The 14,004-nt window shown below is 40.7% G+C and carries 9 protein-coding genes; 6 read left to right on the top strand and 3 right to left on the bottom strand.

Annotation, left to right across the window (positions count from 1 at the left end; translation table 11 throughout):
• Positions 1 to 256: 256 nt before the first annotated feature.
• The 3 genes from QZ379_RS05340 to QZ379_RS05330 form a co-directional block, all read right to left on the bottom strand.
• The gene (locus tag QZ379_RS05340; RefSeq protein ID WP_291559888.1) at positions 257 to 925 is read right to left on the bottom strand and encodes a DUF4627 domain-containing protein; all 669 of its coding nucleotides are present in this window, start codon (positions 923 to 925) and stop codon (positions 257 to 259) included.
• Positions 926 to 951: 26 nt separating this feature from the next.
• Complete coding sequence (locus QZ379_RS05335; RefSeq protein ID WP_291559874.1) at positions 952 to 1,827, bottom strand: Rpn family recombination-promoting nuclease/putative transposase; 876 nt, start codon at positions 1,825 to 1,827, stop codon at positions 952 to 954.
• 226 nt (positions 1,828 to 2,053) lie between these two features.
• The gene (locus QZ379_RS05330) at positions 2,054 to 2,596 is read right to left on the bottom strand and encodes a hypothetical protein (protein WP_291559868.1); all 543 of its coding nucleotides are present in this window, start codon (positions 2,594 to 2,596) and stop codon (positions 2,054 to 2,056) included.
• A 654-nt stretch (positions 2,597 to 3,250) separates the two neighbouring features.
• Here QZ379_RS05330 and QZ379_RS05325 point away from each other — a divergent pair.
• The 6 genes from QZ379_RS05325 to QZ379_RS05300 all read left to right on the top strand — a co-directional run.
• On the top strand, positions 3,251 to 6,463 hold the full coding sequence (locus QZ379_RS05325; RefSeq protein ID WP_291559863.1) for a TonB-dependent receptor: 3,213 nt from the start codon (positions 3,251 to 3,253) through the stop codon (positions 6,461 to 6,463).
• 30 nt (positions 6,464 to 6,493) lie between these two features.
• On the top strand, positions 6,494 to 8,392 hold the full coding sequence (locus QZ379_RS05320) for a RagB/SusD family nutrient uptake outer membrane protein (RefSeq protein ID WP_291559857.1): 1,899 nt from the start codon (positions 6,494 to 6,496) through the stop codon (positions 8,390 to 8,392).
• Positions 8,393 to 8,437: 45 nt separating this feature from the next.
• Positions 8,438 to 9,559 (top strand): DUF5017 domain-containing protein, encoded by a 1,122-nt coding sequence (locus QZ379_RS05315; protein ID WP_291559832.1) that lies wholly within the window; start codon positions 8,438 to 8,440, stop codon positions 9,557 to 9,559.
• A gap of 12 nt (positions 9,560 to 9,571) precedes the next feature.
• Positions 9,572 to 11,563, top strand: a complete 1,992-nt coding sequence (locus tag QZ379_RS05310) for a PL29 family lyase N-terminal domain-containing protein (RefSeq protein WP_291559829.1) — start codon at positions 9,572 to 9,574, stop codon at positions 11,561 to 11,563.
• 10 nt (positions 11,564 to 11,573) lie between these two features.
• On the top strand, positions 11,574 to 12,446 hold the full coding sequence (locus QZ379_RS05305) for a PL29 family lyase N-terminal domain-containing protein (protein ID WP_291559824.1): 873 nt from the start codon (positions 11,574 to 11,576) through the stop codon (positions 12,444 to 12,446).
• A gap of 8 nt (positions 12,447 to 12,454) precedes the next feature.
• The coding region (locus tag QZ379_RS05300; RefSeq protein ID WP_291559814.1) for a PL29 family lyase N-terminal domain-containing protein at positions 12,455 to 14,004 on the top strand (1,550 nt) is incomplete at its 3' end.

Raw genomic sequence — 14,004 nt, 5'->3', positions numbered from 1 at the left:
TATAATCAGTGGTAATGACATTATAACAGTCAACCAAAATCAGGAAAAGACAGTTCAAAATCCATTCAAATACCGTTCACTGAGCATTCATTAGCCGTTCACTCGCGCTTTTATCATTTTTCGGACCGGTGATTCCTGCAAGCATCCACAATGTGTCAAAATGGCAATGATTGGAATATCCTGTTTATTTTAATCAAAAAATGACGAGAATAATTTGCTTATTCTCGTCATAAAAGTTTTTTAATTGTCATATGTCTTATTTCTTCACCAGAGAAACATTGTCAATCAAAGCCTTTGTATCTTTATTCTGCAATTGTATAACAACAACGAAATCCTTTATCATATCCTCGCTTGCGTCAGTCACGTTGATTTTACCGCCTTTGGCTTCTACACCTTGTGGACTTGCAAAGTTATCTACAGCCTTGCTAAGGTCAAATTTGGCAGTTACTTTCACCCATTTGTCCAGTTTCTTTTCTGCTCTGCTGAAAGCTGCTGCCGATTGTTTCTTTGTCGTTTCGTCATTGATGTCGAAACCTTCACGCAGGAAGAACATTTTGTCGTTATTGGCACTCTTAAGGAATACTCTCACCTGAGTCTTAGGAGTAAGAGCCTTCATATCGAATGTCAATGTGTAGATACCTTTCTCAGCTCCTTGTACACGCTGTCCTACATACGATCTGTACCATGAATTGTCCGAGGTGTTTTCTATTTGTACGGCATTTCCATGAGTATTGTCATCTTTCACGTTGGCGAAAGTGGTTTTACCTTTTGTCTTGTCAAAGAAAAACCAGTCAGTCGAAGCCGGGGTCTTGTTAACTGTTTCTGTACTAACTTCAGTGCTGAAATCACCGTTTTTGATGATGTTTTGTGCGTTTGCGGTAAAAGTGGCCGCCACAAATGCTGTTGCTAAAATAATTTTTTTCATGTTATTATGAGTTTAAATGTAACTGATTAAAGTTTTGTAATTTCCTCTTCTGACATTCCGGTTGCAGCAGATATGGTTGCAATATCCATGCCTAACTTTTTCATGTTGCGTGCAATTTCTTCTTGCTTAAGCCTTTCGCCTTCTGCTTTGCCTTCCGCTCTACCTTCCGCTCTACCTTCCGCTCTTTCAGTATTGATATTATCTCTAAGTATTACAATATTGTCCAAATGTCTGTAGTATGCCTCCTTTTCAGCCTTGTTCATGCTGTCTATTTTCAGCTTTTCCCTTACCTCTTCCAGTCCCGGAGCGTTTGCCCCTTCCGGTATTTCTCCTGTGTTCAGATAGTAAATCCATTCTTCCAGAGGTGTTTTCGCTACCTTGTTAAAGTCGTTCACCTTTAGAATGTAATATTCAGGATAAAGCTGGCTCACTTCGTCTACCTTGAAAGTCTGCCTCTGGAACGGGCTCAGTTCCAGTACGTCATTCAGGTGTATGCCTTTGAATACCGTTTTCCCGTGATATACAATATCCTTTCCGTGTCCTAATGTGAAGTAAACGATGTTTATGCTGTATATTTTTCTCACCTTGTCGTACCCTTCTCCACGGTTGATATATTCCGTTACTAATTTTGAGGTTCCGAAAAGCATTCTTTGGAAATAGGCATACTCGTTGTTATTCTGCACCTCAATCAGTATCAGGTTTCCCTTGGAGTTTTCCGCTAAGAGGTCCACACGATTATACTTGTCGTATTCCTCCTCCTGGTTGCTTTCGCTTTCCAACAGGTTCTTGATAGTGATTTTTTCGTTCAGAAGTGTCGTAAGCAGACCTTCAAGCACCTTGAAGTTTGCTTTGTCCCTGAGCAGGCGTTTCATTGCCCAGTCGAATCTGATATAGTTTCCCATAAATGCAAGTATTGGTTTCTGCAAATATAGTTATAAGGATTTGTTTTTCAAAGTGATTAAGGATATAGACAATGGTATAATGAAAAATAGTCAAATAAATCGATTTAAATTAAAAAATAGAAGTCGTATCTTCATTAATAAATATTGATAGATACGACTTCATTTTTATTATAATCTGTATTTTAGTAACCGAATATTACAAGAAAACTCAACTATATGATACGAATTACTTTGATGCAAAGGTATGCGATTCTATTTTAATATCTTTCAAATAAAGACTGTTTTCTACACCGTTAGTATAGTTGTAGAAAATTATATCAATACCTTGGTTGACATCTGTAATTTCAGATTCAGATAAATCGGTTTCTTTTAAACTTGAGCTTTTACCTTCTTTATAAGTTTTACTGAAGCTTACAATAATACTTTTTTCTACCCATTCGTTTTTTATTGACCCAAATGTAGTAACAGTCCTTTTCCAAAAAGTTTCAACATCCTTATTTTCATACAATGCAAAAACTTTATCGTCATTACTTGACATTATACCTGTACCAACCACACCATCTGCAGTTGCTAGAGAACTCTTGACCTTGAAAGATAATTTGTAATAGCCTTGATTAAAGGAACCTGAGCAGTGGAAAACTATATGGTCGTTATTCCATGAACCTCTTGAATAATATGTGCTATCTGCTGTATCCGCTTTGTTCCTTCCTGTCCATGATTGTGTTTTGAATTCAATGGCAGATTCATCTGTTGAATATGAATACAACATTTTTTTGTTCGGGTTGGTTTTTAAATTAAGTCGATATTATAAGATTCTTAGTCGTCTTTTTTTTAATGTGCTGTTGTTTTGCGGATTTTTCCTGTTTTAAGAAAGTGTGACACGTTCGTGTTCCGCCCGCGTCACGTTCGTGTTCCGCGCGTTACACGTTCGTGTTCCACGCGTGACACGTACGTGTTCCGCTTTCTGTGTTGAAGCGTTTTGAATAATATGAAAGAATCTTTTTCGTTTTGAGATTGGAAAAACCGATAAAGGTGAATGATTCGTGTTTTTAAGTTTGGTCGAAAAGGTTTATTTCTTTGGTCTTAACTTATTACTACTATTGAGATTTTATTTAAGAAAATCTTCGTTTATTTGAAGAAAGTTTATTATATTGCGTGTAATTTATGATAAAAATCATATAGATAATTTTGTTGTGGCTCTTTCCTTCGTCCAATAGTTGTTGTATTTAAAAATGTATATATAATAAATAATGTATATATAATAAATAATGTGTGTCAATAGGGCGTTGATAAATGTTGTTTTTTAAGTATTTGAATTATTTTGTACTATTCATGAACGATTTTATCAAATTGCCGCGCATGATTATTAATATATTTGCAAAATAAAACCTTGAAAAATAAACTTAATGTAATTTTATCTTTTATGAAAACTGGATTCCAAGATTATTTGAAATGGAAGAGGGCTTTCAGTATTTTACTGTTAACCTTAATTGCTGTCACCGGGGCGGTGGCACAGTCTCTCGTCAGAGGAAAGGTAATCGATGATACCGGAATAGAAGTCATCGGTGCCAGTATTTTAATTAAAGGAACCACACAGGGTACTATTACCGACATGGACGGTATGTTCTCGCTGTCAGTACCCGACAAAAACGCGGTTCTTGTAATATCTTATATCGGGTATAAGGACATGGAAGTGAAAGTGGATGTCACCAAACCTATGTCTATAGTCCTGAAAGAAGATTCCGAAATGCTTGAGGAAGTTGTTGTAGTCGGTTATCAGGAGGTCAAGAAGAAAGACTTGACAGGTTCTGTAGCAAAGGTTGATATGGATAATCTTCTTAATACTCCTGTCGGCTCATTCGACCAGACTTTGGGAGGACGTGTAGCCGGAGTTAATGTTAGTTCAGGTGAAGGCCAGCCGGGAGGAACGATGAACATCGTAATCCGTGGTAACAACTCTTTGACACAGGATAACTCTCCGCTTTATGTCATCGACGGTTTTCCGGTGGAGGATCCCGCTCTGGCAAGCACAATCAACCCTTCTGATATCGAATCGCTTGATATCTTGAAAGACGCTTCGGCTACTGCCATATACGGTGCGCGAGGCGCGAACGGTGTGGTAATCATCACCACCAAGAAAGGAAAGGTGGGAAAACCTCAATTGAAGTACGAAGGCAGCTTCGGTTTCCAGAACGTCACAAAGACCCTTGACCTGATGGACGCATACGAGTTCATCAAGTTGCAGTACGAGATGTTTCCGAGCGAGACAGAAAAGAATTACCTGACAAAGCACGGCCCGACAGAGGCGGACGACGTGAAGTACGGACTTGATTATTACAAGACCGCCCCACAGTACGACTGGCAGGACGAAATCTTCAGGACGGCATGGCAGCACAGCCACAACGTGAGCCTCATGGGAGGTTCGGAAGGCGTGCGTTACACCGCATCGGCTTCATATTTCGACCAGAACGGTGTCATCCTCGAATCCAATTACAAGCGTTTCCAGTCGCGCATGAACATAAACGTGCGTCAGGGCAAATGGAACGCCAGCCTTACCGCCAACTATTCGCGCAGCGTGCAGACAGGCAGCTCCACTTCGCTTTATTCGTCAAGCGGTATGAACAACCTCTTCTACAGCGTTTGGGGATACCGTATGGTGAACAATTTGGACAGACGATTGGAAGAACTTATGGAGAATGGTGTGGACTCGGCCCTTGACATGACGAACGACTACCGCTTCAACCCTTACATGGACTTGCTTAACGCTTACCGCAAAAGCTACGTGAACAACTTGCAGTTGAACGGATTCGTGGCATACGACATAATCAAGGGGCTTAAGCTGAAAGTGTCCGGTGGTTACACCTACGACGCGCGCAACGGCGACCAGTTCAACAACTCGAAGTCGCGTTACGGCAGCCCTATCTCTAACGATAAGGTCAACGCCCAGGTATCGCGCAACCAACGCCTGACGTGGCTCAACGAAAACGTGCTTACGTATCAGACAAGGGTGAAGAAGCACCACGCCATAAACTCGCTTGCCGGTGTCACTTTCCAGAACTCCGACTACGAGGCGTACTCGTTCAAGACCACGCGCATACCTAACGAATCGTTGGGCATGGCGGGAATGAACGAAGGTATTCCCGGAAATACCACCTCGGTCAAGTCCTCATGGGCGATGATGTCGTTCCTCGCACGTGTCAATTACGACTACAAGTCGAAGTATTACGCCACGGCTTCGTTCCGTGCCGACGGCTCTTCCAAGTTCAGCAAGAAGAACCGTTACGGATATTTCCCCTCAGGCTCTTTGGCTTGGACATTCACACAGGAGAAGTTCATGCAGAACATGAAGGACGTGTTGTCCAATGGTAAGCTCCGTGCAAGCTGGGGTCTCACCGGTAACAACCGCGTGGGCGAATACGATTATTACGGCATGTTGTCCCTGCTCAAGTCTAAGACCGGTTCAATGGTGTCCAACGGAAGCAACTCTTCTACGGTCTATCCGTTCGAGAATAACCTGAACAGCTTGGGCGTTGCTCCTATATCAATCTTGAACAATGACCTGAAGTGGGAAACCACCGAGCAGTGGAACGTGGGTATGGACCTCGACTTCTTCGACGGCAGGATAGGGGTTACGGCCGACTGGTACATGAAGACCACCCGTGACCTTCTCCTCGATGCCGTGTTGCCGCAGTCCACCGGTTTCTTCAGTGCCACTAAGAACATAGGCAAGGTGAGGAACTCCGGATGGGAACTTACCATCAATACCGTGAACATAAAGAACAAGAACTTCAGCTGGAAGACCAACTTCAACATAGCGTTCAACAAGAACAAGGTACTCGAACTGGCAGAAAACCAGACAGCGTTGCTCACTGCTGCATACTTCGACCAGTCATACAATTCACAGCCTACTTATATCTCAAAGGTGGGTTATCCCATGGGTATGATGTTCGGTTACATATACGAAGGCACATACAAGTACGACGACTTCTACAACTCGGGCGGCGTTTACACGTTGCGTCCGGATGTCCCCGCTTTCTCGGGCGAGAACAGTACTCAGCCGGGTATGCCCAAGTACAAGGACGTGAACGGCGACGGAGTGATAGACACGAGCGACAAGACTTTCATCGGCCGCGGACTACCGGTTCACACAGGAGGTTTCACAAACGACTTCACATATAAAGGTTTCGACCTGAGCATATTCTTCCAGTGGTCTTACGGTAACGACGTGCTTAACGCCAACCGTCTGTTCTTCGAGAACTCCAACGGAAAGAAGGACTTGAACCAGTTTGCTTCGTATGCCGACAGATGGACACCCGATAATCCTACAAGCGACATTCCTGCCGCTACAAAGAGCAGCTCCAACCAGGTGGTTTCAAGCCGCGTGATAGAAGACGGCTCGTTCCTGCGTCTGAAGACGGTGACATTGGGCTATAACGTGCCGGTGAAATATACCAAGCGTTGGAAGATAGCAAGCGCAAGGATATACGTTGCGGGACAGAACCTTTGGACATTGTCCGGCTATTCAGGTTACGACCCTGAAGTGTCAATCCGTAACAGTGCCATCACTCCGGGACTTGACTATTCGGCTTACCCGCGTGCTTATGCGGTTAACTTCGGTGTAAGTTTAGGTTTCTAATAAGTTGTCATTATAGTAAATAAAGCAAATATGAAAAAGTTCAAATATACAATATTGTCTGTCCTGGCTTCTGCGGTGATGGCTTCCTGCAATTTCCTCGACAAGGAGCCGTATAAAATCACTTCAGGGACATACTTTCAAAGTGAGGATGAGGCAAGCTCCGCCCTCACAGGGGTGTATGCCATATTGGCGCAATCGTCTTTCTATGGCGGCGACTACAACATCCTCGCCGGCGGCGACGACCTCTCGTTCTATGGCGGTTCGTCCGGACGTATTTCCAATTCCGGTCTGATATGTAACCTCGCTACTACCAGCGACCCTGCGGTCACTGCTCTTTGGTTTACATTATATAATGGTATAGAACGTGCCAACTATTATATCGAACAGATAGACAATGTTCCGGACATGTCGGAGAAAACCCGTGCGCAATACAAGGCGGAAGCGCGTTTCCTGCGTGCATTCTATTATTTCAACCTCGTACAGAACTGGGGCGACGTGCCTTTCAAGACACAATCCACGGTATCTACCGGCAGCCTGAAGAACAAGGACATAGCCCGTACCCCCAAGGACGACATATACAAGTTCATAGTGGAAGAGATGGCCGAGGTTTCCGACCCTGAGAACGGAGGCTTGCTTACTGCTTCCGAACTTGGTTACTTGCCCGGACGTGTCTCAAAATCCACGGCTTGGGGAATACTTGCCAGGGTTTACATGTTCTGGGCGGGCGAACATTACCGCGACAACCTGCCGGCTCCCGCCGACAAGGTTGATAAGTTCAAGGAAGCCTTGAAATACGGCAAGCTGGTGCAGGGCGCAGGACATACGCTTTCTCCAAAATATTGGGATATGTTTATCGATATGTGTTCCGACAAGTACGACACATCCGGTGCGCATGAAAGCATTTGGGAAGTGGAATTTGCCGGCGACGGTACGGGAGACGTGCGTGCGGAAGGACGTGTGGGCAACACTATAGGACTTATGTGTTCCGATTTCTCTTCCTTGAACAACGTGGTTGGAAAGAACGACCCCGGATATGCGTATGCATTTATTTGGGCTACTCCCAAACTCTACGACTTATATGGCTACAAAGCTCCTTACCAGGTTAAAAAAGACGCCGACGGACTTCTGAAATACAACGATGATTCCGAACCTACCCTTGAGAATCAATACGGAACATTGAGGGACGACCGTTTTATATGGAACATAGCTCCTTTCGGTTATCGTGCAACCAAGGTAAAGAGCGAAGGTATCGTAGGCAGGACGTTCGACAACAAAGACCTTTATTATTGGGTGATGGGACTCGGAGACTTTGCAGGAAGAGGATACGGCTCACGTTCGTATGAATACGGATTGGCCGATGACCCTATATTTAATTCGAACACGACAAACAAAGGCGATATGTGGAAGAAGTTGACAACAAGCGAGGGGAATCGCGACCAGGCCAGAAAGGACTTGTGTTGTGCGAAATACCGTCGCGAGTACGAACCCGCAGCAAAGAAGAACAAGAACAACACTTCCATCAACTTCCCGTTATTGAGATATTCCGATGTACTCCTGATGATGGCTGAGGCTGAAAACGAGGTAAACGGTCCGGCAGATGCTTATCAGTATATAGATGAGGTAAGGGAAAGGGCAGGATTGGAAAAACTTGACCGGAATTTCAACAAGGACACTTTCCGTGAGGAGATAAAAGACGAACGTGCGCGCGAACTTTGTTTCGAGTATACACGCCGTTACGACCTAATCCGCTGGGGCGAATATATAGTGAAGATGAACGAGCAAGTGACATTCACAGGCGAAAAATACTGGAGTCAGGGAGCACAGGTGGCCAACTTCTTCAGGATACGCGAAGCATATAATTACTTCCCTATTCCTGAGAGTGAAAAGGCAGTGAACAAACTTATTACCGGCAATAACCCGGGATGGTAAATTTTTGGTTTAAATTCGCAAACTTACAAACTAATGATGAATAATATGAAAACATTGAATATATTGGCTCTCGCTTTCTTGGCGTTCGGTACAGTGGCGTGTCATCCTGCATTGTTCGATGACATATCCAATGCGGATGTGACGGTGGAAGAAAACGGGGACATCGAATACGACGGGAATATAATTACCGTGAAGAAAGGCACACCTGTGAATTTCAATCTTGCAGGGTCGCCGGACTTCATAACTTTCTTTAGTGGAGAATTAGGACATCAATACGCATATAGGAACCGGATGGAGACAAACCTTGACGATGTGGTGTCTTCGAAGTTGAAATTCAGGGTATGGGCGCAATATGGTGTGGTTCGTCAAGGTGAAGAAAACTCCATGAAAGACCAGATGCAGATACTGTATGTGACAGAGAATGAAGACAAGACCCCTGTATTCCCGGGACTCAGTTACGATTTCGAAAAGGACTCGGTAATGGTTGAAAAGGAAATAGCATGGCAAGAACTGGTTCACGCTTCCCAAATGCCGACTGTAGTCAATTCTAATGGCGTAAAGAGCATCGAAGTGGATTTGACATCATATAAGGATAAGAAATTCACTATGGCGATGGTCTTGAATAGAGGACAGAAAGAAGCTCCTGCTAATAGTACCGCAGAAGGTAAGACTTTGGTTCAATCGACATGGCATTTCGAGGATATGTGCATTGAGACTACTTGGAAGAACGGACGTGTCACAAACCAATATGCCGGCGCTTTCGGTTTCACTCCTGTCAACATGAAGAACAAGACCGTGTTCGACGACCATTCGGACAATGTTTATCAGATGCCGTCGGATATGGAATATGGAGCTGTCAAGGCCGGTGTGGAAGGCTATTGGAATTTTAATAACATAGCATCCGGCAACATAGATATTTCCGGAGCCGCGGAAAACAAGTTGTGGAAATATTCATGGCTTGTGTCCGACTACCTGAACTTCGCTTCCACGGTAGAGCCCGACCAAGGTGTGAAGATAAAGGACATCAACCTCCCTGTGACAAGTTACGAACATACATACAATAAAGTCGGAACTTACAAGGCTACATTCGTTATGACGAACGATAATGTCTACGATGCACAGCAAAAGGTTGTGGAGTTTGTGATTAATGTAGTTGAATCCCTATAAAACTAATATACAATGAAAAAATACTTTATGTCATATATACTTTTTGCCCTGATGGTGCTTGCCATTACAGGGTGTAAGACAGACGACCTGCGCGACGATCTCGACGGCCTTAAGAACCGCGTAACACTGCTTGAAGAGCAGGTTAAGATTTTGAATGAAAACCTTGAGGTGATATCATATCTCTTCAATGATAAAATTGTAATTACGTCATGTACGCCAAATGGCAAGGCTCCTGATTATACTTCATATACTATTAAGTTTAGTGATAATACTGAACTTGAATTGAATCTTGGTTCGGAATCTTCAGTGCGCCTTCCGGATATGGAGATAGTAGATGGTAAGTGGGTAATAGAAGGTGTAAATACTGAAATACCAGTAAGTAATAATACCCCTGGAAAGGATGGTCTTGTTCCTAAGTTTGAACTTGTAAAAGACGAAACTGATAAGTATTATTATACAGTTCAATATGGAGAAGAGGCAGCAACAGCTGTGACTGATGCGGAAGGAAATAAGGTATATGTGACTGTTAATGATAAATTACCTGTAGATCCGGATTTTATGTCAGCAAATATGTCCGAAGATGGTAAATATTTTGTATTGACTCTTACAACAGACCCACAGCAGACAAAAAAGGTTCCTATTGTTTCTGATTTATCGTGTTCTATAATAAATCCTTTCGGAGGTAAAAGTCTTGACTTGGTACCAGACGCGAACTTTTCATTAAAAGTGCAGATAAAAGGTGATGATTATTTTGTTAATGCACCAAAGGGATGGAAGGCAGAAATAAGTGCATTGGATGAAAACGGTGTTGCTACTATAAATGTGTCTTCTATCGGTTCTACAGTTGCAGGTAGAGCAGTGGCTGATAACTCTAAAGATTTGTCAGTTATGGTAAATAAAGATAATTATTGGGCTGTCGATAAATTGCAATTAAATGTAATAGAAGAAGCTCAAGCCTCTGATGCGGTTAAATATTTCTCAGGAAAATCTGTTACTGTTAATGGAGTAGAGATTGAGAATGCTGCTTTTGGAATCCCTATGATTGTAAATGAAAATGTTTCGATAGTTGAAACTGATAAAGAGAAATATCAGGTGTTCTTTATCGGAGCGGGAAAGACTTTGACAGTTAATCCTCAAGTTTATGATAATAATGGAAAACCTGGTTACAGACAATATACAGGAGAAAATCTTGTATTTCTTTCTATGGATAAGTCAAATCCTGGAACTGTTAAATTCGCTGATCAAGGATTTATTGGTATTTCTATGATGAAAGAGAATACGAATGCATATATCTTGGCTAAAGATGTAATATTTGATACGACTGAATCAAACAAATATATGATTACACCACTTAAGAAGACTAAAGAACTTAATGTAGAATTTAATTCATGTAAATTAAAAATGGCTGATCAGCCGATAACATATTTAAATTCTGCTAACTACTATGACTCCTTTAAAGTAGAGGATTGTGATATTGAATATACAGGCAATAAAACTACACTGAACTTCTTTAATTTAGGTACAGGTGCCAAAGATTTAGGAAATATAGTCTTTAAAAACAATTTTATTTATTGTAAAAGTGGGTATAAGTTGCAATATAAAATACTGAATGCGGCTTCAACAGCTGTTGGTAATATAGATTTTCAGAATAACACAATTGTAAACATTGAGCCACGTACTACCGGATTATTTAATATAACATCTGCAAAATCAATAGTTTTTAAGAATAATCTTTTATGGTCAGATGCACAACTTAACACAGACGGTAATTTTATTACGGTCTTTAAGAATGCAACACCGGAAACATTGACAGGTAGTGCGACAGATAATATTTATTTCTCGCCAACTAATTTTAATCTATTTATAGATGATAAATTATTTACAGGCTTTGATGAAATTACTAAGGTTGATACAGACCCTTTTACCGGAGGTACATTTGATTTGGCGAATGGCAAGTTCGTCCCTAATGATACATATAAACAATATGGTGCAACACGTAATTAAATGATTGATTATGAAGAAATTGTTTTATTTTATAATGATATGTCTTACAGTTGTTGCGCTTCCTTCGTGCAACGACAAAGATGAAATTCGTAAGGAAATAGATGAACTTACTGCTCGTCTTGATGCTTTGCAGCCGCAGATAGACAGACTTAATGAGCAATTGCAGGCATTCTATCCTATGGTGGAAGGCAGTATATATGTTTCCTCATATGCTCAAGACAATAATGGTGATTATATACTGAAACTTAGCGATGGTACTGCAATAAAAGTTTATAGCGGAAAACCTGCTGAAGATGTACCTACAGTATCAATCAATAAAGATGGATATTGGTGCTATCTTTTGAATGGTCAAGAGTACATTATGAAAGATAAAGACGGAAACGATATGTATGCTTTGCCTGAAAACGGACCGGATGGAAAAACTCCTAAAGTAAGTGTAACAAAAGCAGGTTATTGGATATATTCATTTGATGACGGAGAATCATGGACTGTTTTTGACGGTGCTCCGGTAGCTAATCCTGAAAAATTACCTTCAAGCATTTTCAATAGTGTGAAAGTTGATGAAAATGCAGGTACGGTAACATTCTCTTTGGCTGCTGGTGGTACTCCTGTTACCGTTTCACTTTATACTGATATGAAGTTTGAGATTACAGATGGAAATACGATTTCATTAGATGCTGGTGAATCTACAAATGTTGCTATAACTCAGCATAATGTAGAACAGATTATTGTAAGAGATACTCCTTTAGGCGTCAAAGTAGAAGAAGCACAAATCACTATAGATGCTACAGGTGTTGATGCCGGCACTTATAAGGTGTACTTGCAGATTATATCAAAGAATAATATCGCAAAATTAGTATTATTGAATGTAACTGTTAATTAATGAATACTATGAAACTAAATAAAGCATTTATGGCATTCTCGTTTCTCTTGATAGGGCTTGTGGGATGCAATACGGAAGATTTGGAAAATGACATTAATGCCTTAAAGGACAGGGTGTCTTTAATGGAGGCACAGGTTCAGGCGTTAAATGACAATATGAACATATTGCGTATAGCTCTTGATGGAAACAAGACTATACAGAAATGTACAGACAATGGAGATGGAAGCTATTCTCTTTTGTTAAGTGATGGTAGAACTTTTAAACTGACACAAGGTGTTGAAGGCTCTGAATTCTATCCACAAATTTCTATTGACGGAAACGGATATTGGGTGATAGACGGTGTAACCCAAGATTATAAGGCTAAGGCTGAGAATGGTAAAGATGCTCAAACACCAAAGTTCAGGCTTGATGCAGAGGGTGATAAATATTATTGGTCGGTAAGTTATGACAATGGAGTTACTTACAATCTTTTGCTTGATGTTAATGGCAATAAGGTTAAGGCAAATGCGGAAACTTCAATAACTCCATCAGAGGATAGACCGATTACTGATGTAAAAGTAGAAGGGAATTGCCTGAAATTCAAAGTGGACGGACAGGATTACTCTATACCTATTGTAGAAGGATTGAAGTGTATTATAACAGTCCCTGAAGATAGTAAGGATGGAGATTTTTGTGTCGTTTCGACAAAGGCACCATCTGTTCTTACAATTGATGTATCTGGTTATTATTGCATTGTGGATGCTACAGAAGGATGGACTGCATCTGTAAATGACGAAAATAGCGAGTTGACAATTACAGCACCAAAAGAAGCAGATAAAGAAGGTGTGATAACACTTCAGGTAAATAAAGGTATAAGTTGGGCTATAGAAAAGATAAAGGTTAAATCGAGAGATATTATTAATAGCTATTTGGAAGAATATAATTCTGGAAATAATATTTTAATTGGTGATGAAATAATAAACAAAGAGTCCGGATATAATGTGGCCAATGAAGGTAATGTTGTTCAGAATGGTGGTTCTATAACAGGTACTGGAATCCATTTTATTGCTGCAGGTGCTAAAATAACGGTTCCGGGAACAATAAATGTAAATGATTTGATCTTAATTTGTGATAAACCTGGTGCATATGCTACAGTTGAGCTGAAAGATAAAGCTTTGTTAACAATAAAAAGTACTGTAGAAAAAGGATGTTTGATGTCGAAAAACATTCATTTTACAATAAATCCTACCAAAAACGCATATGTATTAAATATTTCAGAGTGTAAACCTACTTTTGAATTGATTTCAGATCATTGTAAATATACAATTGCTACTGGTAAAAATTTAAGTTATTCTTCAACTAAATGCACAATAAACAAAATATGTTTTAAAGATTGTGACTTTTATTTTGACGGTGATGGTAAATTAAATGCAAATTCAAACATTATTAATCTAACTAAGGCAGAAATTAATAATGCTGTTTTTGAGAATAACTTGTTTACTGCGAAGTTAAAAACAAATGGCTCAAAAATTGCTTTAATGATAACTTCAAAAGTAACTCCAAATATATTAAATAATAC

Origin of the sequence: Bacteroides sp. (assembly GCF_019417265.1) — a bacterium.
Classification (GTDB): Bacteria; Bacteroidota; Bacteroidia; order Bacteroidales; family Bacteroidaceae; genus Phocaeicola.
Note: the sequence above shows the minus strand (reverse complement) of the source record. Positions and strands in the feature narration are given on the sequence as shown.

What these genes read in the sequence shown, in the direction of transcription:
- QZ379_RS05340 (WP_291559888.1), bottom strand. Translation starts at nt 925, where the DNA reads ATGAAAAAAATTATTTTAGCAACAGCATTTGTGGCGGCCACTTTTACC.
- QZ379_RS05335 (WP_291559874.1), bottom strand. Translation starts at nt 1,827, where the DNA reads ATGGGAAACTATATCAGATTCGACTGGGCAATGAAACGCCTGCTCAGG.
- QZ379_RS05330 (WP_291559868.1), bottom strand. Translation starts at nt 2,596, where the DNA reads ATGTTGTATTCATATTCAACAGATGAATCTGCCATTGAATTCAAAACA.
- QZ379_RS05325 (WP_291559863.1), top strand. Translation starts at nt 3,251, where the DNA reads ATGAAAACTGGATTCCAAGATTATTTGAAATGGAAGAGGGCTTTCAGT.
- QZ379_RS05320 (WP_291559857.1), top strand. Translation starts at nt 6,494, where the DNA reads ATGAAAAAGTTCAAATATACAATATTGTCTGTCCTGGCTTCTGCGGTG.
- QZ379_RS05315 (WP_291559832.1), top strand. Translation starts at nt 8,438, where the DNA reads ATGAAAACATTGAATATATTGGCTCTCGCTTTCTTGGCGTTCGGTACA.
- QZ379_RS05310 (WP_291559829.1), top strand. Translation starts at nt 9,572, where the DNA reads ATGAAAAAATACTTTATGTCATATATACTTTTTGCCCTGATGGTGCTT.
- QZ379_RS05305 (WP_291559824.1), top strand. Translation starts at nt 11,574, where the DNA reads ATGAAGAAATTGTTTTATTTTATAATGATATGTCTTACAGTTGTTGCG.